The 22,815-nt window shown below is 56.2% G+C and carries 18 protein-coding genes; 9 read left to right on the forward strand and 9 right to left on the reverse strand.

Features of this window, described 5'->3' with window-relative positions; all coding sequences use genetic code 11:
* Positions 1-528: 528 nt before the first annotated feature.
* Both PQR63_RS14510 and PQR63_RS14515 read right to left on the reverse strand, forming a co-directional pair.
* Complete coding sequence (locus PQR63_RS14510; RefSeq protein ID WP_408168658.1) at positions 529-1,080, reverse strand: hypothetical protein; 552 nt, start codon at positions 1,078-1,080, stop codon at positions 529-531.
* Positions 1,081-1,278: 198 nt separating this feature from the next.
* On the reverse strand, positions 1,279-2,148 hold the full coding sequence (locus PQR63_RS14515) for an NAD-dependent epimerase/dehydratase family protein (RefSeq protein WP_408168660.1): 870 nt from the start codon (positions 2,146-2,148) through the stop codon (positions 1,279-1,281).
* 566 nt (positions 2,149-2,714) lie between these two features.
* Here PQR63_RS14515 and kdgD point away from each other — a divergent pair.
* A complete protein-coding gene (gene kdgD / locus PQR63_RS14520; RefSeq protein ID WP_408168661.1) occupies positions 2,715-3,626 on the forward strand; it encodes a 5-dehydro-4-deoxyglucarate dehydratase in 912 nt (303 codons plus the stop codon).
* Positions 3,627-3,677: 51 nt separating this feature from the next.
* Entirely contained in the window at positions 3,678-4,136 is a 459-nt protein-coding gene (locus PQR63_RS14525; protein ID WP_408168663.1) for a nuclear transport factor 2 family protein, read from the forward strand.
* 98 nt (positions 4,137-4,234) lie between these two features.
* Here PQR63_RS14525 and PQR63_RS14530 read toward each other — a convergent pair whose 3' ends face one another.
* Positions 4,235-5,824 carry a hypothetical protein gene (locus PQR63_RS14530; protein WP_408168664.1) on the reverse strand — a complete coding sequence of 530 codons (1,590 nt, stop codon included), beginning with the start codon at positions 5,822-5,824 and terminating at the stop codon, positions 4,235-4,237.
* A gap of 316 nt (positions 5,825-6,140) precedes the next feature.
* On the opposite strand from PQR63_RS14530, the gene fnr reads away from it, so the two are divergent.
* Positions 6,141-6,899, forward strand: a complete 759-nt coding sequence (gene fnr / locus PQR63_RS14535) for a fumarate/nitrate reduction transcriptional regulator Fnr (protein WP_408168666.1) — start codon at positions 6,141-6,143, stop codon at positions 6,897-6,899.
* Between the two features lie 135 nt (positions 6,900-7,034).
* Here the strand turns inward: fnr and hemN are convergent, their stop codons facing one another.
* Positions 7,035-8,465, reverse strand: coding sequence for an oxygen-independent coproporphyrinogen III oxidase (hemN, locus tag PQR63_RS14540; protein ID WP_408168668.1), 1,431 nt, complete (start codon positions 8,463-8,465; stop codon positions 7,035-7,037).
* Between the two features lie 347 nt (positions 8,466-8,812).
* Between hemN and PQR63_RS14545 the strand changes: the two genes are divergently transcribed.
* Positions 8,813-9,427: an OmpW/AlkL family protein gene (locus tag PQR63_RS14545; protein ID WP_408168670.1), complete on the forward strand. Its 615-nt coding sequence runs from the start codon at positions 8,813-8,815 to the stop codon at positions 9,425-9,427.
* A gap of 158 nt (positions 9,428-9,585) precedes the next feature.
* Positions 9,586-10,641, forward strand: a complete 1,056-nt coding sequence (locus PQR63_RS14550; RefSeq protein WP_408168671.1) for a fatty acid desaturase — start codon at positions 9,586-9,588, stop codon at positions 10,639-10,641.
* A 43-nt stretch (positions 10,642-10,684) separates the two neighbouring features.
* Here PQR63_RS14550 and PQR63_RS14555 read toward each other — a convergent pair whose 3' ends face one another.
* Positions 10,685-13,114, reverse strand: coding sequence for a DUF3141 domain-containing protein (locus PQR63_RS14555; RefSeq protein WP_408168673.1), 2,430 nt, complete (start codon positions 13,112-13,114; stop codon positions 10,685-10,687).
* Between the two features lie 188 nt (positions 13,115-13,302).
* Between PQR63_RS14555 and PQR63_RS14560 the strand changes: the two genes are divergently transcribed.
* The 4 genes from PQR63_RS14560 (at position 13,303) to PQR63_RS14575 (ending at position 16,687) form a co-directional block, all read left to right on the forward strand.
* Positions 13,303-14,163 carry an HDOD domain-containing protein gene (locus PQR63_RS14560; RefSeq protein WP_408168675.1) on the forward strand — a complete coding sequence of 287 codons (861 nt, stop codon included), beginning with the start codon at positions 13,303-13,305 and terminating at the stop codon, positions 14,161-14,163.
* 216 nt (positions 14,164-14,379) lie between these two features.
* Positions 14,380-15,120 (forward strand): N-formylglutamate amidohydrolase, encoded by a 741-nt coding sequence (locus PQR63_RS14565; protein ID WP_408168676.1) that lies wholly within the window; start codon positions 14,380-14,382, stop codon positions 15,118-15,120.
* Between the two features lie 122 nt (positions 15,121-15,242).
* Positions 15,243-16,049: a transglutaminase-like domain-containing protein gene (locus PQR63_RS14570; RefSeq protein WP_408168678.1), complete on the forward strand. Its 807-nt coding sequence runs from the start codon at positions 15,243-15,245 to the stop codon at positions 16,047-16,049.
* 209 nt (positions 16,050-16,258) lie between these two features.
* Entirely contained in the window at positions 16,259-16,687 is a 429-nt protein-coding gene (locus tag PQR63_RS14575) for a response regulator (RefSeq protein WP_408168679.1), read from the forward strand.
* Between the two features lie 92 nt (positions 16,688-16,779).
* Here the strand turns inward: PQR63_RS14575 and PQR63_RS14580 are convergent, their stop codons facing one another.
* The 4 genes from PQR63_RS14580 to PQR63_RS14595 all read right to left on the reverse strand — a co-directional run bounded on the left by PQR63_RS14580 (position 16,780) and on the right by PQR63_RS14595 (position 22,342).
* A complete protein-coding gene (locus PQR63_RS14580) occupies positions 16,780-18,084 on the reverse strand; it encodes a PepSY-associated TM helix domain-containing protein (protein ID WP_408168681.1) in 1,305 nt (434 codons plus the stop codon).
* Between the two features lie 113 nt (positions 18,085-18,197).
* Complete coding sequence (locus tag PQR63_RS14585; protein WP_408168682.1) at positions 18,198-20,624, reverse strand: TonB-dependent siderophore receptor; 2,427 nt, start codon at positions 20,622-20,624, stop codon at positions 18,198-18,200.
* 114 nt (positions 20,625-20,738) lie between these two features.
* A complete protein-coding gene (locus PQR63_RS14590; RefSeq protein ID WP_408168683.1) occupies positions 20,739-21,881 on the reverse strand; it encodes a FecR family protein in 1,143 nt (380 codons plus the stop codon).
* Entirely contained in the window at positions 21,860-22,342 is a 483-nt protein-coding gene (locus PQR63_RS14595) for a sigma-70 family RNA polymerase sigma factor (protein ID WP_408168888.1), read from the reverse strand. Before PQR63_RS14595 ends, PQR63_RS14590 begins: the two co-directional genes overlap by 22 nt.
* Between the last annotated feature and the right edge of the window lie 473 nt (positions 22,343-22,815).

Below are 22,815 nucleotides of genomic sequence, written 5' to 3' on the forward strand. Positions count from 1 at the left end.
CCTGCGGTGTGTGCGTTGTTGTTATTGGTTACTGTCGCTCACCGTCACTACTACTACCGACTCGCTACCCTTTTACCCTTGGTTCATGACCGGCAACATTGCGTTGTCTCCTGCCGGATGATGATCCAGGTTGGCTATTTTGCTAACGACCTTGCTTGCTGCTTTTGCCTTAAGCGGAGCAAAGATAGCATAGATGTACGATAACATACAATTAAAAAATGTGCGTATTCACCTATCGCCGTCAAAGCGTCTGTTCAGAGACTATTGGGACGCTTTTCCGAGGCGATTATTGGGGGCGAAAGGCGCGATGACGTCGAAAATGCCATCCTGCCCCCGACTCAGAGGGGCAACGCAGAGGGTTGCCCGCCAAAACGATGAATTGTCGGGCACCCCATAGCCGGCGGTGAGGCCGATGTTCGGGGGAACAGACTGCAGCGCAGCCGCTCAGTCAGGTCGTCGTTACTCTGCTATCTGACTAACCAATACCGATGCGGATCGTTTCGATGCCCTATTTTCCTGGTCAACCCATTAGTTCGTTGACGATCCATGCGCGGGGGCAGCGGAGGTAGCAGGAGCAGGAGGCGTAACCTCCTCCTTTTTCGCCGGATAATCGTATTTCAATTCGGCGTCCTGATCGTAAAGCACCAGCGGCTCTTGTTTGCCGGAGCGATCCACCTGATGGTAATAGGCGTCTTTTTCAGGCTTCTTGCCATCGGACTTGTCGATACCCTTTGCTGGTGCAGGATTTGCATTCACGGCACCGGCTGCGGCAAGCTTGTCTGCGTCAGAATGCGTTGCTTCCGTTTTTTTGGCAGCCCGGCGGGCGGCTGCAGCCTGTACTTTTTCCTCTTCCTTCTGATGTTCCTGCTCCATACCCGTTCTTACCAACATCATCTGCTGCACGAGCATCTGCGCGATCTTTTTCTGGTCCGCGGCAGATAATCCGCTTGATGTTATGTTCTGATATTTTTTAGTTATTTCCTTCAGTTTCTTTTTCAATTTTTTCAGTTCGCTGCTCTGCCCCGGTACGTCCTTATCCTCGTTAGTAACCTCTGGGGTGGACGAAATGGATTCGATCATTGCCTTCTCCTCTTTGCGCGTTGATGACAGGTTTTACATCGGTCATAAATCGCTACGCTGAAGAAAAATCGCAAGATTAAGGCTGTTTCTAGAATTTATTCTAGATGAGTGAGCATTGCTTTCGACTGTCGGTAAAAACAATCGCAGAGGCCATAGGTGTCCCTTTTTGCCTCGTACAACGAGATTCCTGCCGGATAGTTATTTGGGATCGAAAGGCCCGGTGACGGTGAAGATCCCACCTTGATAGACACGTACAGGATCGTCCGCAGCCGGCATGGGCTGTGCTTCGATCTTGGCACGGTAAATGTCGGACGTGTCGCGTGCCTTGAAGCCCAGGTGCGCCGCGTAGCGGTTGTCCCACCAGGTTGACGGATTGTCAGACATCCCATAGACGACGGTGTGTCCGACATCTGGAGTGAACAGGCTGCAGCGCAGCAGCTCGGTCAGGTCGTCGTAGCTCAGCCAGCTGGCCAGCGAGCGGCGATCCTTGGGCTCGGGGAACGACCAGCCGATGCGGATGCTGACGGTTTCGATACCGTAGCGGTCAAAGTTGAACTGCGCCATGTCTTCGCCATAGGACTTCGACAGCCCGTAATAACCGTCGGGACGACGCAAATCGCGCACATCGATCTTTTCATCCTGGCGATAAAAGCCGGTGACATGATTGGAGCTGGCGAAAATCACGCGTTTGACGCCATGGCGGCGAGCAGCTTCATAGACGTGGAAGATGCCCTTGATATTGGCTTCGAGGATTTCTTCAAACGGACGCTCGACCGAAACACCGCCCAGATGAACGATGGCGTCGCAGCCGGCGATCAGTGCGTCCATTGCCGCGCGATCCGCAAGGTTGCAAGGGACAACTTCTTCGTGCGCCGCTGCATCGCCCTGCAAAGCAGCAGCCAGATCGGAGACGCGCAGAACGTCTGCAAATGCCGCCAGCCGCGGACGCAAGACTTTACCCAGGCCGCCACCGGCACCGGTCAGCAATAAGCGACCAAACTTCTGACCGGATGGGGATGAATGCAAATCGGATGCTGCCGTGCTTGAAGTTGTTGCTTGGTCGGCCATGTTGAGTGTTTCCAGTATTGGGTAGGTATTCGGAATTCGTCTTGCTCTTGCAATCAGCCTGCCGGTGACGGTCTTTCCGCCTGAGCCAGCTATGGTGTGGCGTCATTTCCGCACCGCATTGATTCACGTGATACGTTGTCTTATAACGCGAGCACGGATTATCGGCCTCGCTTCATTTCCTTGTCAAACAAAGTCCGAGCTGGAAATAAAATATTCTCGCGCTGCGGCGCATCAAATGGACGATTTTTTAGATCATCTGAATTCGACTTGATTGAGAAATTACTTTAAGTTTTTATTTACAATATATATCAATATATTCAATTAATTAAGACCCATAGTTAAAGTAATTATTCATCATTATTTTTATCGGCCGAATCGCCTAGTAGCGCGCTGCATCAAACTTCCCCGATCAATCCGCCCTTCCTCATACCCTGCCTGAAAAAGTCATTTATCACCATTGGCAAATGAGAAGATCGCATTGTATGATGACTGATAACAAATAATTCCAATCCAACGCAGAGACATTCTTCAGCCACTCCAGCCACCCAGCTACTTCTATCGCCATCATGACGCCACAAGAACTCAAATCCATCATGGGCTCCGGCCTGCTTTCGTTCCCCCTGACTGACTTCGATACTAACGGCGATTTCAACCGCCGCGGTTACATTGAGCGCCTGGAATGGCTGGCTCCTTATGGCGCAAGCGCCCTGTTCGCTGCAGGTGGCACCGGTGAGTTCTTCTCGCTGACCGGCCAGGAATATCCAACCATCATCCAGACTGCGGTAGATACCTGCCGCGGCAAAGTGCCGATCATCGCAGGCGCCGGTGGCCCGACCCGCTACGCCATCGAATGCGCACAGGCGGCTGAAAAAGCCGGGGCGCATGGCATCCTGCTGCTGCCCCACTACCTGACCGAAGCCGGGCAGGATGGTCTGGCAGCACACGTGGAAGCCGTTTGCAAGAGCGTGAAGTTTGGCGTGATCGTCTATAACCGCGGTCAATGCCGTTTGACGCCAGCTACCTTGGCCCGTCTGGCCGAACGCTGCCCTAACCTGGTTGGTTTCAAGGACGGCATTGGCGACATCGAACTGATGTCCTCGATCTATATGAAGATGGGCGACCGCTTCGCCTACCTTGGCGGCCTGCCTACGGCCGAAGTCTATGCCGCGGCCTACAAGGCACTGGGCACTCCCGTTTATTCCTCGGCGGTGTTCAACTTCATCCCGAAAACAGCGATGGAGTTCTATCGCGCCGTCGCCAACGACGACATGGCGACCCAGCATCACCTGCTGCGCGAGTTCTTCATGCCGTACCTGGAGATCCGCAATCGCATGCAAGGCTATGCAGTCAGCATCGTCAAGGCCGGCGCCCGTCTGGTCGGCCACGACGCCGGCCCGGTGCGTCCGCCGCTGACGGATCTCAACAGCGCCGAAGCAGAAGCGCTGGGTGCCCTGATCGCCAAGCTGGGTCCGCAATAAGAATTAAGGAAAGAATTAACGCCGTACCCCACCAAAACCCAAGGAGACAAGATGTTCAGGAAATTGATGTATCTCTGCAGCGCCATGGCATGTTCGATGGTCATTGCGCAAGGCGCTGCCGCGGCACCGACAGCCGACGAACAAGCCGTTGCGACTGCGGTTGAAAAACTGCGCGCCGCCATGACCTCCCCGATCGACCGTGCATCCCTGGAACAGCTGGTGGATAACCACCTGAGCTACGGCCACTCAAACGGCGTCGTGCAAACCAAGGCTGAATTCATCGGCCAGCTGGTCAGCGGTGAATCGACCTTCGTCAGCATCACCCTGTCCGACCAGACGATCAACGTACAGCAAGACGTGGCTGTCGTGCGTCACACCCTGACTGCAGCGACCAATGACTCCGGCAAGCCGGGCAATGTTTCGCTCAAAATCCTGATGGTCTGGAAAAAAACCGGCGGTCACTGGCATCTGCTGGCGCGTCAGGCAGTACGCTTTGCGGCGCCGACCTGATTCAGGCTTGCTGCAATGAAATGAAAAACCGAAGCTTCGGCTTCGGTTTTTTTATGGATGCACGAAAATCCAGTGCTGAGACGATAGTTATGAGGTCGTTACGACGCAGCAGACTTGCGACCGCTCAGTTGTGCAGGATCCGCCTGGAACACGGTCATGCTGTTGATTGACGCCAGCGTCAGCTCCCAACTGTAGTTGTCCTGCGACGTACGGTTATTATTGGCTGACTGCGCAGCCTTGAATTGGATCAGATAATCCATCACCCAAGACGACGACGACGGCGTCGTGACATCTGACTCCAGATTGCCCATCACATATTTCTGGACGCGCTTGGACTGGCTGGCTGACTGGGTCAGCGATGCCTTGGTCAGCGCACCGAGATCGTAGGCGATGCTGGCATCGCTGCTCGCACGGTCGTCGATCTGGGTGTAATAGTAGTTCTGCGAATTCTTGTCAGTCGTCAACTTCAATTGCAGTCCCGGCGTCAGCGGTTCGTGATAGCTGGCGGTCAGGTGTGATTGCTGATGCTGCGTGATAGCGCGGTTCAATTGTCCGTTTCCTTTGACGCTGCTACTTTGCGAAACGTCGTAGGCGAAGCTATCCGATTCATTCGAGTGCATGGGATTGCTGAACTGGCTGTTCTGCGTTACCGACGCCGTAAAATCAGCCAGACCTGTGAGCAGACTGTGATCTTCCGCGTTCAGCTTGAAGACTCCGGGCATGCCGGCTTGCTGCTGCGACGCCGGATAGTTGCTGTTCATCTGCGAAAACGCATCCTTGAACATGCCCATCAGCGACGCATCGCCATGTCCGCGCGTCTGTTCGTAGTCGAATTGCTTGAGGTAACCGGCGATTGCCTGTGCCTGCTGTTTAGCAGTGCCGATGATGGCGGGATTGGACAGATCGACGGCGACCTTCATGGCGCCCATCGGCCCGCTTGAATTGACCGAGCGCGTCTTACTGTCGGCATGGAAATCGATGATCTGGCTGTCGCCGTTCACCTTGACGCTCGCATGCAGATCAACCGATGCCAGCACCGTGGTGTCGAACTGAGTCAGGCCCGTCAGATCCATGTGTGGCGGATTCGCGGTCAAACCGTCAATGGCCTTCTGAAAAGCGCCGGAAAGCTTGGACAAGGCCTCGCGATCACTATCGCTCAACGTGCCCTTGGTGACCTTTACGTCGACGGCCAGGCCGGTGTCGGTGCTACCCAGCGTCAACTCCACCTGCGCTCCGCCGACGGTCTGGATGCTCAGGCTGATCTGATTGTCCGGGGTCTTGTGCAGTTGCGACTGCATCGTTGTTTCCAACGCATTGCCCGGTGCCATGCCGGATGCAAACTGCATTACCGATTGCGAGAATCCGGTCGACTCGGTATCAAAACGTCCCAGCAAGGCAGCGCCGATATCCTTGAATCGCAGCGCCAACGTAGAAGCGTTATTGTTCGCCCCCATCAGCTTGCTGACGGCATCGCTGGACGTGTTCTCCCAAACCGGCGGCTCCGGTGGTTTGGCGGTAGGCAAGGTATAAACCTGCGCGCTGCCACCGGACTGGCCGAGTGTCACCGTGGTGAAGGACTGGGCGGCGTTCTGAGCAGAAGAGCTGCCGGCCGCCGTTGCGGTTTTGTTTGTCTGTACCGATGGCGATACGGCGGGGCTCGATGTCCCCAGCGAAGACACGTTTGTCATAGTGGCAATCTAAAGGGCGACGAGCACATCACTCCTCGCTAGCTGCTTTACGGTAGTTTTCTCGAAATCTTTACAAGTCTTTGCAAATCGCCGGTTGTTTTTTGAGACGAGCCGCTACGGCTCTGGTTCAAAAAACACCTCAAAGAACAAAGTTGGACGCGATGAAAGGCCATCTTTTGATCCAGATCAAAGACCGGCCAGATACCCTTGCCCATATCGCCAATAGACCTTCTGCCTGCGCTATATTGGATAAAACAATTATCTGTGTGCGCGTCCGTACGTTCGGCACGTTCACGCGTCCACACGCCTCCATGCCATGAGCAATCCTCAAGTGATTCAGCGATCCGCCAGTCTCCAACCCATGAAAACCAGCTGTGCCAACTGCAGCATGCATCAGCTGTGTTTGCCGATGGGACTCGACAATGCCGACATGGACCGTCTCGACCAGATCATCGGACGGCGTCGCCGTGTCGCCCGGGGCGAGAGCTTATATCGCATGGATGACCCGTTCAGCAGTCTGTACGCCATCCGCCTCGGCCATTTCAAAACCTATCAGCTCAATCCGGCAGGCGAACAGCAGATCACCGGTTTTCAAATGGCGGGCGAGCTGATGGGCATGGACGCCATCAGCTCCGACAAGCATCACTGCAACGTCGCCGCGCTGGAGGACAGCGAGGTATGCGAGATTCCGTTTCATCGGCTGGAAGAGTTGTTCGGCGTGATCCCGACGCTATTGCGGCACTTTCATCGCATCATGAGCCAGGAAATCACACGCGAGCAAAATGCCATGCTCTTGCTCGGCAATATGCGCGCGGAGCAACGCTTTGCGGCCTTCCTCGTCAATCTGTCTTCGCGTTATGCGGCGCGCGGTTATTCGTCGACCAGCTTCCAGCTGCGCATGTCGCGCGAAGATATCGGCAACTATCTCGGTCTGACGATAGAGAGCATCAGTCGCCTGGTATCGCGTTTTCGCAAGCTGGGCTGGCTCGGCGTCGACAAACGCGAGATTGAACTGCTGGATCCGGAGCGACTCAAGGCGCTTGCGGCCGGCGCTGAAACCTGCCCCATGACCTAGGCCCGGTTCAGTTGGCCGTGAATAAATCACCGTCGGCCTGACGAAAGTCAGAATCCGGCGTCGTATCAAGCATGGTCACGACACGGGATCCCAGCTTTCGCTGGGATGACAGCAATAGAAAGATCCTGCACAGCATCAGATAGTGCTTGAATAGCGTTGCGGCTGAGTCTGCTGCAGCAGCGCGTTCTGCAAGTGGCGGTCAAACACCATGCAGATATTGCGGATCAGCAGGCGTCCCTTGATCGTCACGGTGATCCATTCATCGTCGATGATCACCAGACCGTCCCGCTCCAGGCGACGCAGGTTTTCTAGTTCACTCTCGAAATAATCGCCAAACGTGATCGGGTACGCCGTCTCGATGGACGCGATCGACAACTCAAAATTGCACATCAGCCGCTGAATGATCAGCCGGCGCAGTACGTCGTCCATGTTGAGGCGGATGCCACGCACGATGGGCAGCTCGTTCTTGTCGATGGCATCGTAGTACTCCTCCAGCGTCTTCACGTTCTGGCTGTAGGTTGATGCGACAGAGCTGATTGCTGACACACCGCAGGCCACCATGTCGGACTCCGCGTGTGTGGAATAGCCCTGGAAGTTGCGGTGCAAACGTCCCTGCTGCTGGGCGATCGCGAGATCGTCATCCGGCAGCGCAAAATGGTCCATACCGATGTAGACATAACCGGCATCAGTCAGGCGCCGGATAGCCAATGCCAACATGTCCAGCCGCGCTTCAGCGCTTGGCAACTCTTGTACGTCGATGCGACGCTGCGGCTTGAAAACATGCGGCAGATGCGCGTAGTTGTAGAGAGAAATCCGGTCAGGTTCCGCGCGAATGACCTTGTTCAGCGTCTGCGCCATGCTGATGACATTTTGGCCCGGCAGGCCATAAATCAGATCAATGCTGATTGAACGATAGTGGGCCTCGCGTGCCGCGCGGATGATATCCAGCGTCATGGTTTCCGGCTGAAGCCGATTGACGGCCCTTTGGACGACCGTATCGAAATCCTGTACGCCCAGACTGAGCCGGTTGAAACCTTGCTTTCGCAGGCTGACGACGCGTTCGGCAGATACGGTACGCGGATCAACCTCGATGGAATACTCACCCGTTTCATCGTCGGCAAAGCGGAACCAGCGCTGCAGATGCGTCATCAGATCCGCCATTTGGGCGTCAGAGATATAGGTTGGCGTGCCACCGCCCAGATGTAATTGTTCGACCTGATTCATGCCGTCGAACAACCTGCCCTGCATTTCAATCTCGTGCTTGAGATAGCTCAGATAGGTCGCCGCCTTGTCGCGATTCTTGGTGATGATCTTGTTGCAGGCGCAGTAGTAGCAGATGTTTTCGCAGAACGGGATGTGGACGTAGAGCGACAAGGGATTACGGCTGCCGCGCGTACGCATGCCCGCCACCGCCTGCAGATAGTCGCGATAGCCGAAGTCCTCGCTAAAGCGGTCAGCAGTCGGATAAGACGTATATCTTGGCCCGGACTGGCTCAGCTTGCGCACCATTTGCGCGTCGAATTCGACAGATGGTTCAGCGACCATCGGCATTGCGGATACCACCATGTTTTTAGCTCCAGAGGCGACCGCGAAATGTTAGGTACTGCTGGGTTGCCGTATCGAAGTAACACGGCAAGCGGCCCGATCACGGCAAGTCTAAAGACCTCCTCTGTCCACGATCTTGACCTATATCAAAAGGCGGTCAAACGTGGGCGAATCGGGCAGTAATAGCCGCCGGATGTGGTTTTCAGCAGAATTGTTTGCTGCATTGCAAAGCGCTTCTTTTTATTTTTTGATCGACATCAAATCCCCTGTCCGGCATCACGCGTACATTTCGCTGCATTGCAAACTTCAATCGCAAACTTTATTCACAACAAGGCGCCTTCATCGAGAGAAAGCGCGGGGAAATTATCATGAAAAAGATCGCAATGCTGTTGGCGCTTGCCGGCGCCATGACTGCCTCATCCTTTGCTGCAGCACAGGAAAGCCCTTGGCTGGTGCGTGTGCGCGCCGTCAATATCAGCCCGGAAAACAAATCCGATCCGGTTGGTGGCGTCGGTGCATCGGATCGCCTGAGCGTCAGCTCCAAGACCATTCCTGAAGTCGACATCAGCTATTTCTTTACGCCCAACTGGGCGGCGGAACTGATCCTGACGTATCCGCAAAAACATGACGTCAAGCTCGACGGCAATACCATCGGCAGCTTCAAGCACCTGCCGCCGACGCTGCTGGCGCAATATCACTTCACGCCCTCTTCGCCCATCAGCCCCTATGTCGGTGCCGGTATCAACTACACGCGCATTTCCGACGTCAATCTGCTCAACGGCGGTGCGCGTCTGGAGAATCACAGCATCGGCGGTGCTCTGCAGGCCGGTGTGGATTTCAAGCTGGATAGCCATTGGCTGATCAACTTTGACGTGAAGAAAGTACAGATCCGCAGCGATGTGCTGGCGGCCGACGGCAGCAAGCTGAGCACGGTGAAGATTGATCCGTGGCTGATCGGTGTTGGTGTTGGCTACCGTTTCTGAGCGAAACGCTTGAGTAGTCATATGCGCGCCACCTGAATCCGGTGGCGCCATCTTGCAACTCGCTAGAACAACACCACAACAACGTTTTAAGGTTTTGTCTCATGCCGCATCTTGTTTCCAAATTGACGCCGCTTACTCCCGTTTCCCCTCATGGCCCCATGCCACATCGGAAAATCATCCGCTCTTGGCTGGAACCCATCGTCGCACGCAGCACACCACTTGCCATCGCGTTGGTGCTGCTGGATTTCTGCCTGTTCGGCTTGTCGCTGACGGCGACGGTATGGGTATCCAATCTGATCGCCAAGGTGCTGCTGGGCATGCTGACCGGCTTCATTATCGGCCGTCTGTTCATCCTCGGCCATGACGCGTGCCACCAGAGCTTCACTTCCAATCGCCGCCTCAACACCTGGCTTGGCCGTCTTGTCTTCATGCCGTCGCTGACACCCTACAGTCTGTGGGCGGTCGGCCATAACGTCGTGCATCACGGCTACACCAATCTGAAAGGTTTTGACTTCGTCTGGCAGCCGCATTCTCTCCAGGAGTTTCAGGCGCTGCCGCGCTGGCGTCAGAAGCTGGAACGCCTCTATCGCAGCGGCTGGGCGCCGTGGCTGTATTACACGGTGGATATGTGGTGGAAGAAGATGTACTTCCCGTCGCGCAAACAAATGCCGACGCGACGCGCCGAGTTTATCTGGGATGGCGTGCTGGTCAGCGCAGCGGCGGCGGTCTGGATAGCCGGACTAGGATGGGCGTCACAGGCAAGCGGTCAGTCGTTCTGGACATTACTGCTGACGGCTTTCGTAGTGCCGGTACTGTTCTGGAAAGCCATGATCGGTTTCGTCGTCTACGTGCATCACACGCACGCCGACGTTGCCTGGTACAAGGATAAATCGGAATGGGCGGCGGCACAGCCTTTCGTCTCGACGACGGTACATCTGACCTTCCGTCACGGGATTGGCTCAGCCTTGCATCACATCATGGAACACACCGCACATCACGTCGACATGAGCGTGCCGCTGTATCGCCTGAAGAAGGCGCAAAAAATGCTGGAAACCATGCTGCCGGGCCGCATCGTGATCCAACAGTTTTCCTGGCGCTGGTATTTCGATACGGCGCGGCGCTGCAAGCTGTATGACTTCGATCGTTTGTGCTGGACGGATTTCAAGGGCCGTCCGACAAGTACCCCTTTAAGAGTAGTTGTGGAAGCGGCTTAGGGCTTGTTCGTCCCATACGCGAACAGGCCTCGCAATCGAAGGCCTAAGCCGCCTTTGCTGTCGCCTTGCTCTTTGCTGTACGGGGCTTGGCGGCAGCTTTTTTTACTGTTGCCGGTTTTGCTTTTGCCGTCACTGCTGCAGGCTTCTTGACCGGAGGTTTGGCCGCCGTCTTGGTTACTACCTTAGCCACGACTTTTGCAGCTGGTTTTGCAGCCACCTTCGCCACCTTCGGCTCAGGCTTCTCCAATGCGTCGGTCAGCTTGCGCGCCAGACCGATCACGCGTTGCGGGTCGACACCCAGCGTATCGATCAGGAACTCGATAATTTCCGAACGTGGATTCGCCAGCGTCGGCTCGATCATCATCACCGCTGCCGACACCGCCAACGCACGTTCACGGGTCGCGGTATCGGGCAGTAATTGTTCCAGTGCATTCAAGGCTTCAATCGGCGCCACGGCAGTAATGCGCGCCTGCTCTTTCAACAACTGCACCCAATTGGTCTTGGCAGAAACGCTGGAGTGCATGCTCGGCAACTGCGCCAGCAGACGCGCCAGACGCAGACTACGACGTTCAAAGGCGCCGATGGATATCATCCCGGCGACCACAATGCGGCAAACCGCTTCGGCGAACCCGCCTTCGGCAATGTGGGCCAACGCGGATTCACGATAGCTTTCCAACTCACGCAAGGCGCGTGCATGCGCCACGTCTGCATCCGGTTCTTGCGGCTTGAGCCAGGCGCCAAGGCCTTCAGGGCCGAACACCTGACGAGTCGTCTTGACTGTGCGCGCATCGCGGCGGTCACGATAGGCATTGAGCTCATCAGTGATCTGTTCCGCCATCTTCTTTTCGAACTGCTTGAGCGGATGATCGTTGTCGACCGTGACGCGATTGGCGCGTGCTTCTGCAGCCTTTTGTCGGATGAACGGCGCCATGAAGAAACTGTCGGAAAACATCTGCCGCTGCATACGCAAGGGGCTGAGCTTGACCATGGTGTTGGCGATTTCTCGCGTCGCGGTCATCTTCACCCAAGGACGAACGTAGGTCTTGTAGAGGTTGGCGTTGAACTCCGACCATTGCGCGATGGTGGAGAACATCGCCTCTTCCTCGCGGCCTTCCGGATTGATCTTGCGTATGTCTTCCATGGTGCGATGCTGGTAGTGCACGGTGTAATCGCCCGGCTCCAACTCGTCCCAACGTTGTTCTTCTTTCCCAGCCTTGGCTTCCAGCTTCATCTCGTACAGGCCGGGCGGCAAGCTTTCGATGACGTCCAGCGAGGTCACCAGCTGATCGTGTTCCTTCAGCGCAATCGAGCCGCCAACGAAGATGCCCAGATGGCCGACGCTTTCGTGCAGCACATAGATGATGGTGCGACCCGCAGCGGCAATCGCGCGTTCGTCGCCCCAGGCATCGATGATCCAGTTCAGCGCTTGCGGCGGCGGTGTGATGTTGTCGCCCCAGGAGGCGAAGACCACGATCGGCGAGGTAATGTCGCGCAGGTTGATCGCCTTGTCGCCGGCCATCATGGTGCCGCGCGCGAGCTTGTTGCCGACGAACAGGTTCTCGACGATGGATTCGATTTCACTACCGGTCATACGGAAATAGCCGCCCCACCAGCGTTCGAACTCAAGGAAGCGTTCGGCTTCTGTGTCAACGTTGGACCAGAGGTTGTAATACTTGCTCCACAGCGTGTTGGCAGGATTGAGTTTCTCGAAATTCTCGACCAGATGAGCACCGTCAAAACGGTCTGCGCCCATGTCGCTGGTCATCGATGCCAACCAGGAACCGCCCAGCGACGCACCGCTGTAGCGCATCGGGTTGAGTGTCGAGCTGCCCGCCCAGTAGGACACCGGCGCACCCACAATCATCAGCGGCCCAAACAAGTCCGGACGGCGCGCATTCAGGGCCATCATCGCCCAGCCGGCCTGGCAATTGCCGATGACCACCGGTTTGGCGGTGCATTGCGGATGACGCTTGATGACTTCTTCGAGGAACAGCGCTTCGGTATCCATGACGGTCAGCAGCGTCTGACCATCTTCCGGCTCGGGGCGGAAGGTCACAAAATACACCGTGTGCCCGGCGCGCATGGCCATGCCCACTTCCGAATCGAACTTGAAACCGCCGATGCCCGGACCATGTCCGGCGCGCGGATCGACCACCATTACCGGACGCGCATCCGCCTTGACCGGCATGTTGGCAGGCGGCTGCAAACGCAGCAAGGCGTAATTGCAGGGATTGGGCAGATCATGGCCATCCATGACCACCTCGTGCTCAAACTTCAGCAGCGGCGGCGTGCCCTGGTCGAGATGTTCCAGATAGTTGTTGCCGCGATCAAGCAAGGTATCGAGGAAAAGATACGTACGCTGCATGGCGTCCGTCAGATAGGCATTGACGTCGCCCAGTTGCGGAAAAACGGAAGCAGAAGCGGCTTGCGGCGCGGTTTCCTCGGTTTGCCCAGGTTTCTTACGCGTTGCCATGGATCCACTCCTTAGATGGTGGTGTGACGATTTATACAACGATCAGGAACATCATACCGAGAAAGATGAGATTAAATTCTCTGATCTCTGCGACAATAAAACCGCAATTCTTTGAATTGAGTGTACGCAAAATTTGTGAAGTCGTAGTTACCGATTTGATGCAAAGTTGGCAAAAAGGGGAACACCGCATGGAACTGAAGAGTCTGGTCGATCAGCCCAACAAGCTGCCCACTGTCCCCAAAGTCGTACAGCAGCTCATTGAGAGCTTCAATTCGGAAGACATCTCCGCCACGGAGATCGCCCATCTCATCGCCAGCGATCCGGCCTTGAGCGCCAAATTATTGCGCCTGGCCAATTCCGCCTACTTCCATGTATCTCGCACCGTCGGCACTGTCGACGACGCACTGCGCATGCTCGGCTTCGTGATGGTGCGCAACCTGGTGCTGGGCAACGGCATGGTCGCCGCTTTCAAGAACACCAAGGGTATGGATTTGCAGCAGTTCTGGCGCTACAACCTCTACACCGCCTGCGCGAGTCGCTGGCTGGCGCACAAGGGTGGCGACAACGGCGATGCCGTATTCACACTGGGCATGATGCACGGTATCGGCCAGTTGCAGATGCATGCCGTCGCACCGGCAGAGATGGCGCCGCTGGACAAGCAATTGAATGTCCTCGATGCCGGTCGCGCCGCATTGGAAAAAGAAAAACTCAGCTTTCACTATGCTGAAGTCTCGGCCGAACTGGCGAAGATCTGGAATTTCCCGGAAAACCTGAGCACCGCCCTGCAAGACGTCCCTGATCCGCTTTCGCCAAGCACGTTCAGCAAATCCGCCGCCTGGGTTCACCTCGGTGCCTGGCGTGCCCGGGCCGAAGTACTGGAACTCAGCGATGACGAAATCGTAGCAAGTTACCCGACTGCGGTTGCCAAGAAACTGGGTGTCGATGCCAGCTGGATGCCGGCATTGGTGGCGCATGCCAAGGATCGGGCTGATCGTGCCATGCCGGCATTAAAGGAATTGACTGAAGGTTTGGACGCAATGTTGGAATAATCCCAAACGGGCCCTTGCTGGTTCGATGGCGATGCCCCGTTTTGTGAAGGACTTCCTACCGGTCATTGCACGCTTTCCTACGCCCCGAGAACATAGCGTCATCACATACGTGTTACTGTATGTCGATAGCTGTCAGCATCACCGCATTCCCCGCTTTTGCAACACTGCAAATCTCTTACCCTTCCGACCGGCACAGTGTAGTTGCGATGTTCCGGCATGTATCTGAACATCTCGTGTGAAGGGCTCTCGATTTATTCTTTCATCATTACCTGTGAACACGGGGGCAATCTTATTCCCGCGCCTTACGATGCCCTGTTTCGCGACGAGCGGGCTTTGCTTGACTCTCACCGTGGCTACGATGCGGGTGCGTTGCTGATGGCGCAAAAGCTGGCGACGGCCTTCGACGGTGCGCTTGTGACTGCCACTGTGAGCCGTTTGCTGGTCGACCTCAATCGTTCTATCGGTCATCCGCGTCTTTTTTCGACGACAACACGCCGTTTATCACCGGCGATACGTGAGGAAATTCTGGCGCACTACTATCGCCCTTATCGTACGAAGGTCGAAGCGCTGGTCAGGCAAGCCGTCTCTGCGGGGAAGCGCGTCATTCACATCTCTTCACACAGTTTTACGCCTGAACTGGACGGCAAAGTACGCAGCGCCGATGTTGGTTTGCTCTATCACCCCGGTCGGGATGGTGAAGTGAAACTGTGCGCACAGTGGCAATCGACGTTGGCCGCAGCCGCACCGGCACTGCGCGTGCGCCGTAATTATCCTTATGCAGGCAAAGGGGATGGTTTGACTGCTTACTTGCGCACCCACTTCTCGCCGTCTGCGTATATCGGGATCGAGCTGGAGGTTAATCAGCATATCGTGCAGGCAGATGCGGCGCAGTGGACGGCGCTGGGCGCCTTGCTGCCGGATAGCTTGCGCACGGCATGTGCGCAGTATGCAAAATAAGTGTCCCATGCGTTTCCAGCCGCAGAATCTTTGCCTTCTTTCAGTTTTTCAACCTCAGCCGTTGTAGTTGCGCCCTGCGTTTTGCAGTCGCCTTTGCAATAGATTGAACACCGGAACCCGCCATGAAAATCCATATCGGTTTTGAAATGATCTACGATTGCCCGAAGCCCACGCCCATGATCTTCAATCTGAATGTCCACTTCACGCGGGTATCGGATCTGGTGAGCCGCGACGATCTGATGTTCGATCCGCCGGTGCCGAGAACGGCTTACCGCGACAGCTTCGGCAATTGGTGTACGCGCATCGTCGCCCCGCAAGGTCGCATGCGCATCTCTGCCGATGCCATCGTCAACGACAGCGGCATTCCCGATGTGCTCTCGCCGCAGGCGCGGCAGCTCGCCGTACAAGACCTGCCGGAAGAGCCGTTGTTGTTCTTGCTGGGCAGCCGCTACTGCGAAACCGACCGCCTGTCGGAAACCGCCTGGCAGCTCTTTGAACATACGCCCACCGGCTGGGGACGGGTGCAGGCGATCTGCGACTACGTCCATCAGCACATTACTTTCGGCTATGAAAACGCGCGCATGACGCGCACGGCACTGGAAGCGTTTCAGGAAAAAGTCGGCGTCTGCCGCGACTACGCCCATCTGGCAGTCGCTTTTTGCCGCTGCATGAATATTCCGGCGCGCTATTGCACCGGCTATCTGGGCGATATCGGCACACCGCCGCCGCATGGCACGATGGATTTTGCGGCGTGGTTTGAGGTCTTTCTGGACGGCAGCTGGCACACCTTTGACGCCCGCAACAATACGCCGCGCATCGGTAGAGTATTGATTGCCCGCGGCCGCGATGCCGCCGATGTGGCACTCAACAACACTTTCGGCCCTAATACCTTGAGCAAATTCAAGGTCTGGACGGATGAAATCACCTAGGACTTGCTTGCTTTTTTGATAAAAACCTACCGATTAGTATTTATTAAGGAATCCCCCGATATTCTTTCTGTACGAGCGTGCCAAAATGAACTCATGAACACTCGGTAAGCGAAACGCAATGTTCGGACCGTATTCCGTTGTCGGTGTGTTCATGGGCTCCCCACAAGGTGAGCCTCCATTGAGACCCAATCTTTGTGAAGGTGACGAGCATGCAACAATCCGACATCCTGCTGGTGGACGACAGCTCGGAAGTGGCTGAACTGACCAAGTACGCGATTCTGCGTAAGAAACTCACCGAAAAGTGGGAATGGTTCAGCGATGCCGAGGATGCTTCCGATGTGCTGTTTCGCCATGAATACACGGCGCGGCGCGATCTGCACCCTTTCCTTATCCTGCTGGATCTGCATATGCCGCGCCTGAGCGGACATGATCTGCTGCGCATGTTGAAGGGCAACAAGGCGACGTCGCATATCCCGGTAGTGATGTTTTCCACCTCGACCGATCGCGAAGACATCCGCAAGAGTTACGAACTGGGCGCCAACGGGTATCTGGTGAAGTCTACCGATGCGCGCACGCTGATGGATACGGTTACCGATGCGGTGTCGTATTGGACGACCCGCAATCTACCTGTGCGCTAGATGAAAACGTTCTCATGAGAATCGACTGCGCAAGCAAAAAGAGCCGCTCAACCAAGTTGATGCGGCTCTTTTTGCTTCAGCTTGCAGTGTGTTTATGACAATGAAGCGCTTTCCCTGCCCTCCACGCCGTTACCAGTCTTGGCGGCAGCCGGTTTGATGCCGGATGTATTGCTTCCCGAAGCCTCTTCCAGCTCTTTTGCCTTGATCTTCTGGCGTACGCGCGCCTGGCGTTTGCGGAACCAGATGATCACGCCTGTGACGCTGAGCATGGCAACCAGCGCACCCATGAAGGAGATGAAGATGCGACCCGGCAGGCCCAGAATACGGCCGGAATGCAATGGGAATTGCGCCTGGATAAACAGATCGCCTGCACTGCCGGTGCCCGGGACGCGCGCGCCTTCCGGCTTGCCCGTAGCAGAATCAAAATAGAGCCAGGCATTACCCAAACCAACGTCGCCGTGATCATTGCCGGGGACGAAGAAGCCGACGCCATACAGGCCAAACATCGATGAATAGAATACGCCGCCGGCCGGCACGTCAAAGCCGCGGCGCCGTCCTTCTTCGGTGGCCAGTTGAACAACGCGCTCACGCGTGATCTTCGGCTCCACGACCTTCTCCGGTGCGACCGGGGTACGTGTGTCGAATGCGGTCGGCGTGACGGTGGAGAACACTTTGATGATCGGCTGCATGACCTGCAGGTTGAGATTCATTGAGACTGAGGTCACTGCCAGTACCAGCAGCAAGCCCCACACCCAGACGCCGCCGGAACGATGCAGGTCGAAGTTGAGCTTGTGGCCACCGTCTTTCCAGCGGAAAGCGAAAGATTTGCGCCAGCTCTTCCAGTTAGGGAAAGACAGCCACAGTGCGATAAAGCAATCCAGTGCCCAGACGATACCGATGATGCCCATGAGCCAGATACCGGTTTCGATGCCGCCGACGTCGGGCAGGTGCATGGTGTAGTGCAGTTTGTAGAGAAAAGGCAGCAGGTTCTCGCGGCTGACCGAGATGGCGCCCCACATGCGACGCCCCTGGATCTCGGCGGTAATCGGATCAACAGCGATCTGGTTGTAATCGAGCGTGTACGGCTTGCCCGTTGCGGGATCAAGACGTGGCTCGATCATCATGGGGATGGTATGGCCGGGTTCACTCTCGGTCAGGACATAGGTAACGCGCAGCTTAGGTTCTTTTGCTTCGACAATATTGGCCAGTTCGAGGCCCGGCTTTGGGGTGCCGACAATGCCTTGCTCTGCACTATTGGCATGAAACAGCGTCGGATTGAGCATCGCGTCAAGTTCATGATCCCAGGAAATGATCGCGCCGGTAGCGCCTGAAATGAACAGGAACACCGCGACGCCAAGGCCGAACCAACGATGTAAAAGGACAAGAACTGCACGCATAAAGTCACTTCAAAAAAAACGCCAAGGCGGTCTTGTCCGAGTTGGGACAAGACCGCCGGCAGGTTCAGCTCATGTCGAGCTATTCAGACCAACTCAGACCGGATGCAAAGCAATCAGAAATCCACTTTGGCACTCAGACTGAAGGTGCGTGGATCGCCAGGTTTGATCCAGTTTTCATACTGGTATTCCCAGTAATGCTTGTCCGTCAGATTGTTGATCGCCGCGCGGAAAGTCGTATCGTATTTTCCGATGCGGGTCGTGTAATTGGCGCCCACATTAAACAGCGTATAGCCGGCCAATTTAATATCGTTGGCGGCGCGCAGCATGGTTGTACCGGTGTACTTGGTATCTGCCGAGAGCTTCAGGCCACTCAGCTGAGGCACCTGGTACGTCACCTGACCGGCGGCGACAAAGTCAGGCGCACCGGCAACACGGTTGCCATTATAAGTGAGTCCTTTGCTGTATTTGGTATCGAGAAACATCAGATTGCTCGATACCTGCCAGTCGTGTCCCAGCTTGGTCGCCGCCCCCAATTCCAACCCTTGATAGGTGGACCGGCCGTCTTGTACCAGTGCCTGGGTCGTCGTATTGGTGTATTCCGACGCGCGCTCGATGCGGAACAAGGCCGCCGTGGCGCTCCAGCGCTGTTGATCGGTTTTGACGCCGAACTCGTATTGCTTGCTGGTCAGCGGATTGAGCGTGGTGCCGTAGTTGGAGTTGGTGATAGTCGGTGCGCCGCCCTGCTCCAGCGATTCAACGTAGCTGGTGTAGATCGTCGTACCCGGCTCCGGTTTGAACATCAGCGCCACGGTCGGCGTGATCACGCCGTCTTTCTTGTACTGCGCGGTGCGTGTGCCGAGGGCACTGTAGCTGTTTTGCTCGAAGTTGGTATAACGGGCGCCGGCCAGCAGCGACCATTGATCGGAGAACTTCAGCGTGTCGCTGGCAAACAGCGCCTGCTGCGTGATATCGCCCGCGTGATACGTGTTCAGGTAGGTTGCGCTGTAATAGTTGTTCGGATTTTGCTGATACAGATTACCGCTGCCCAGCGATTGATAGAAGCTCGCGACGCTGTAGTCGTTGACCTGCTTTTGCCAGGAAGCGCCGAACACCAGTTGATGATCAATGAAACCGGTTTTCGCCTTGCCCTCAACCATGGCTTGCCATTGGTCGAAGGTATGGCCTTCACGCGTATCCGAGCGATAGTCGTTAGCGTAGTCGCCGGCCAGATTGCTCAGGTACAGCGAGGATTCGTTGCGGCTGCGCTTGGAAGTGCTGTGGCTGTAGTAGACGCTGGCCTTCCAGTCCGGATTGATCACGTAGTTCAACCCGGTGGAAACCATCTGGAAGTTGGTGTTCAGATGCTGACCTTGCCCCAGCAACTTCTGGTCGTCGCTGCTGGGTACGCGCGGCAATTGCGACAGCGTGTAGCTACCAGCATAGATAGACGGCGTCTGGTTCTCAGAATTGCGGTTCTGGTAGAAGGCCTGAAAATCCCAGATCAGATCGCGCGTCAGGCGCGCATCCAGCGCCAGCGAAACGGAATCGCGCGTGATGTGACCGTCGTTGAAGGTCTGGCCCTGCTCGTGTGTCGCGTTCAGACGATAGCCAAACATCTTGTCGTTGCCGAAACGTCCGCCCAGATCAACGTGCTCGCTCCAGATGTTGTTGGACTTGTAGCCGACTTCGATGCTGCGCACTGGTTCTTCAGTCGGGCGTTTGGTGACGTAATTGATCAGGCCGCCTGGCGAGCCGAAGCCGTACATGTAGCCGGAAGATCCCTTCAGCAACTCGATTTGCTCGAAATGCTCGTAGGGCAAGGTGATGGCGTAGGTCAGAAAAGGCTTGCCGTCGATACGGTACGCATTCTGCCAATCCAGCGCCAGGCCGCGCACGGTGACGTAGCTGGCCCAACTGCTATAGCCGCCGCTGTTATCGGTGACCGAGGCGTCGAGGGCAAAGACGTCGCCCAGCTTGGTCACCTGGCGCTCGGCCAGATCTTCGGACTTGATCACCGCCATCGAAAACGGCGTATCCAGTTGCGAACGGGTGCCGAGCGCCCCACTGGTGACGCGTTCATTCAAGTGCAGCGTGTTGTCGGCGGCTGCCGTGACGCTTACTGCGGGCAAGGTGCTTGCACTGCTACGGCTGTCCTGCTGGATGGGCGCGACGAGCACATACCCGACGTCAGTCTTGCGCATGTCGAATCCCGTATCGCGCAACAACACGCGAAAGCCATCGTCCACGCTGTAAGTACCTTGCAGTCCTTGCGTGCGCTTGCCCTGCACTTTGTTCGCATCGATCGCGATGGAAATACCCGATTGCTGGGCATAACGGTTCAGTGCCTCGCCCAGCGGGCCGGCGGGAATATCGTAAGAGACCGTCTGCGCGGCTACCTGTGCATAGGCTTGGCTGCCGATGCTGCTCATCAAGGCGGCGGACAGCGCCAGCCGGACGGCAAATGCCAGTGGCTTCAAATTCAGTCTGGAGGTAGATGCAGATGCGGTCGAAGCGGAATGCGTGAAACGTCGGGACTGCATGATGGAGACTCTCTTTTCGTTGGTCATACTCCCTTGACGCACGACAAACAAAAAGCGGAACCGGTTTCTGAAAATATTTTTGCCGCATGGAGTGCTTCCTGGCCTTGGCGCAGATCAAGGCTGCACCGCTGTATGTGTTGCATCCACCCGCACCAGATACGGCGACAGCATGCGGATGCGCAACGCCGGAAAGCTGTTGCCGAGCAATTGCAAGGCACGCCCGGTGTCATCCAGCGGCAAAACAGCCGAAACCTTGATGCCTTCCAGGGCGGCGCGGTCGTAGCTGATCGCGCCAGGTCGATATCGATCCAAAGCGTCGAGGACGTCCGGGAGACTTTGCCCCTGCACCACCAACTGATGGAATTTCCAGGCGTCGGCGACGCTGCGGGCATCGATCTGTTCGATAGTGCCGATGCCTTCAGCAGTCATTCGTATGCGCTGGCCGGCGCTGACGATCGTCGGTTCCTCTTCTGCGGCATGCTTCGCCGAACGGACTTCCACGCGCGACTCCAGCATGCTCAGGATTGTTGCATCGGCCTCACGGCTGACGACAAAGCGCGTGCCAAGCGCGCGGATGCTGCCTTGATCTGTTTCCACGACAAACGGCCTGCCCGGATCTTTGGCGACATCGATCAGGATTTCACCTTGTACCAATTCCAGAGCGCGTCGTTTGGCGTCGTAGTGCAGATTCACCGCACTGGCACTGTTGAGTGTGATACGCGTACCGTCTTCGAGGACGCGGGTCTCCCACTTGCCGGTGGCGCTGCGCATGTCAGCCATCAGGTAATGGGGTGGATATATCTTGGTAACGACCCAAGCCGGAACCGAGACGCAAAGTGCAAAGAACAATGCTGACGTAACGCGTTTGGCGCGGCTGCGGCGCGTTCCAGTTGTACATTGGACGTCTTTTTGAGTACGGCTGGCGAAAACAGCATTCAGCGCCGCACGTGCAGGCCGCGCTTTGCTGTTGCTGTTGTTGCCGCCGTCATTGCCGTTGCCACGCATATGCCGGACTTTACCGATGAAGTCCAGCAGCCGTTCCGCCATGGCGGCGTGGCGTGCATCGGCTTTCTTCCAAACCTCAAAGCCGCGCTGTGCGGCTTCGCGCTCACCGGCATCATCTGCACTCAGTTGGACGATCCATTGCGCGGCTTGCTCGGTGATGCTGTCCGTGCTTGCGGAAGAAGAATCCGGCGCATGCGTTGCGCACGCAGTTCCTGCAGCAGAATGCAGCGTCATGGTTGTGCCAACTGACATTTGACCAGCGCCTGGACCAGATACTTCTGCACCATGCGGGTGGACACACCCAATTGCGCCGCGACTTCTGCATGCGTCTGACCGTCAAGGTAGTGCAGCAGGAAAGCATTGCGCGCATTATCGGACACCTTCAGCAACGCGTTACTGATCTGCTCCAACGCTTCCACTGCCAGCAGAATTTCTTCCGGATCGGGATAGCTGGTGATGGTCTCCGCAGCCAAGGCGAGTTCAGAGAGATAGGCTTGTTCGATCAATTGCCGGCGCGCGCGATCCAGCATCAGGCGTTTTGCCGTGGTGGTGAGATAGGCGCGCGGTTCTTGCATACCGATCAAGGCATCGCGCGATGCGATGATCCGCAAAAAAGTGTCCTGCGTCACATCCGCCGCATTGTGCGCGCAGCCCAGCTTTTTGCGCAGCCAGCCATACAACCAGCCATGATGGCTGCTGTAGAGGTTGTGCATAGTATGCATATCGTGCTGAAGCGCGGATTGGGCCACGTTGGCGACTTTAAATAACAAAGACAATCAAATAATAATGCTTATCATTTTAATTCACATGAAGCTGACGACACAATCCCTCCGCGTGTAAAGATCCGCCACCAGAGCCACTTACCGGCCATTTTTAGTTATTTTCTTACCGTAATAGCAATTGCCATAAATAAAACTCTGCGGCTACGTCGCTCTTCAATCCGCAATCCATCGACATCTCCTTCGATTTAATCTATTTTCCTTTGCGCAATTCTTTTTGACGTCGATGCGAATTATTTTCATTTATAATTCTCCCCGGCAAAGCCAGCGCCCGATGTCTTCCGACTCGGCAGCCATGTCGCCCGACGCGAATCGAACCTGAACGCCTTGAACGCCGTCATCCATGTCCCGGAGACCACCACACCGCAGCAAGGGCGGTGCCGGACAGTTTTCATCAAATAAGAAAG

Origin of the sequence: Herbaspirillum rhizosphaerae (assembly GCF_046025915.1) — a bacterium.
GTDB classification, from domain to species: Bacteria; Pseudomonadota; Gammaproteobacteria; order Burkholderiales; family Burkholderiaceae_D; genus Herbaspirillum; species Herbaspirillum rhizosphaerae_A.

Coding starts and splice junctions, on each gene's coding strand:
- PQR63_RS14510 (WP_408168658.1), bottom strand. CDS start 1,080: ATGATCGAATCCATTTCGTCCACCCCAGAGGTTACTAACGAGGATAAG.
- PQR63_RS14515 (WP_408168660.1), bottom strand. CDS start 2,148: ATGGCCGACCAAGCAACAACTTCAAGCACGGCAGCATCCGATTTGCAT.
- kdgD (WP_408168661.1), top strand. CDS start 2,715: ATGACGCCACAAGAACTCAAATCCATCATGGGCTCCGGCCTGCTTTCG.
- PQR63_RS14525 (WP_408168663.1), top strand. CDS start 3,678: ATGTTCAGGAAATTGATGTATCTCTGCAGCGCCATGGCATGTTCGATG.
- PQR63_RS14530 (WP_408168664.1), bottom strand. CDS start 5,824: ATGACAAACGTGTCTTCGCTGGGGACATCGAGCCCCGCCGTATCGCCA.
- fnr (WP_408168666.1), top strand. CDS start 6,141: ATGAGCAATCCTCAAGTGATTCAGCGATCCGCCAGTCTCCAACCCATG.
- hemN (WP_408168668.1), bottom strand. CDS start 8,465: ATGGTGGTATCCGCAATGCCGATGGTCGCTGAACCATCTGTCGAATTC.
- PQR63_RS14545 (WP_408168670.1), top strand. CDS start 8,813: ATGAAAAAGATCGCAATGCTGTTGGCGCTTGCCGGCGCCATGACTGCC.
- PQR63_RS14550 (WP_408168671.1), top strand. CDS start 9,586: ATGCCACATCGGAAAATCATCCGCTCTTGGCTGGAACCCATCGTCGCA.
- PQR63_RS14555 (WP_408168673.1), bottom strand. CDS start 13,114: ATGGCAACGCGTAAGAAACCTGGGCAAACCGAGGAAACCGCGCCGCAA.
- PQR63_RS14560 (WP_408168675.1), top strand. CDS start 13,303: ATGGAACTGAAGAGTCTGGTCGATCAGCCCAACAAGCTGCCCACTGTC.
- PQR63_RS14565 (WP_408168676.1), top strand. CDS start 14,380: ATGTATCTGAACATCTCGTGTGAAGGGCTCTCGATTTATTCTTTCATC.
- PQR63_RS14570 (WP_408168678.1), top strand. CDS start 15,243: ATGAAAATCCATATCGGTTTTGAAATGATCTACGATTGCCCGAAGCCC.
- PQR63_RS14575 (WP_408168679.1), top strand. CDS start 16,259: ATGCAACAATCCGACATCCTGCTGGTGGACGACAGCTCGGAAGTGGCT.
- PQR63_RS14580 (WP_408168681.1), bottom strand. CDS start 18,084: ATGCGTGCAGTTCTTGTCCTTTTACATCGTTGGTTCGGCCTTGGCGTC.
- PQR63_RS14585 (WP_408168682.1), bottom strand. CDS start 20,624: ATGCAGTCCCGACGTTTCACGCATTCCGCTTCGACCGCATCTGCATCT.
- PQR63_RS14590 (WP_408168683.1), bottom strand. CDS start 21,881: ATGTCAGTTGGCACAACCATGACGCTGCATTCTGCTGCAGGAACTGCG.
- PQR63_RS14595 (WP_408168888.1), bottom strand. CDS start 22,342: ATGCACAACCTCTACAGCAGCCATCATGGCTGGTTGTATGGCTGGCTG.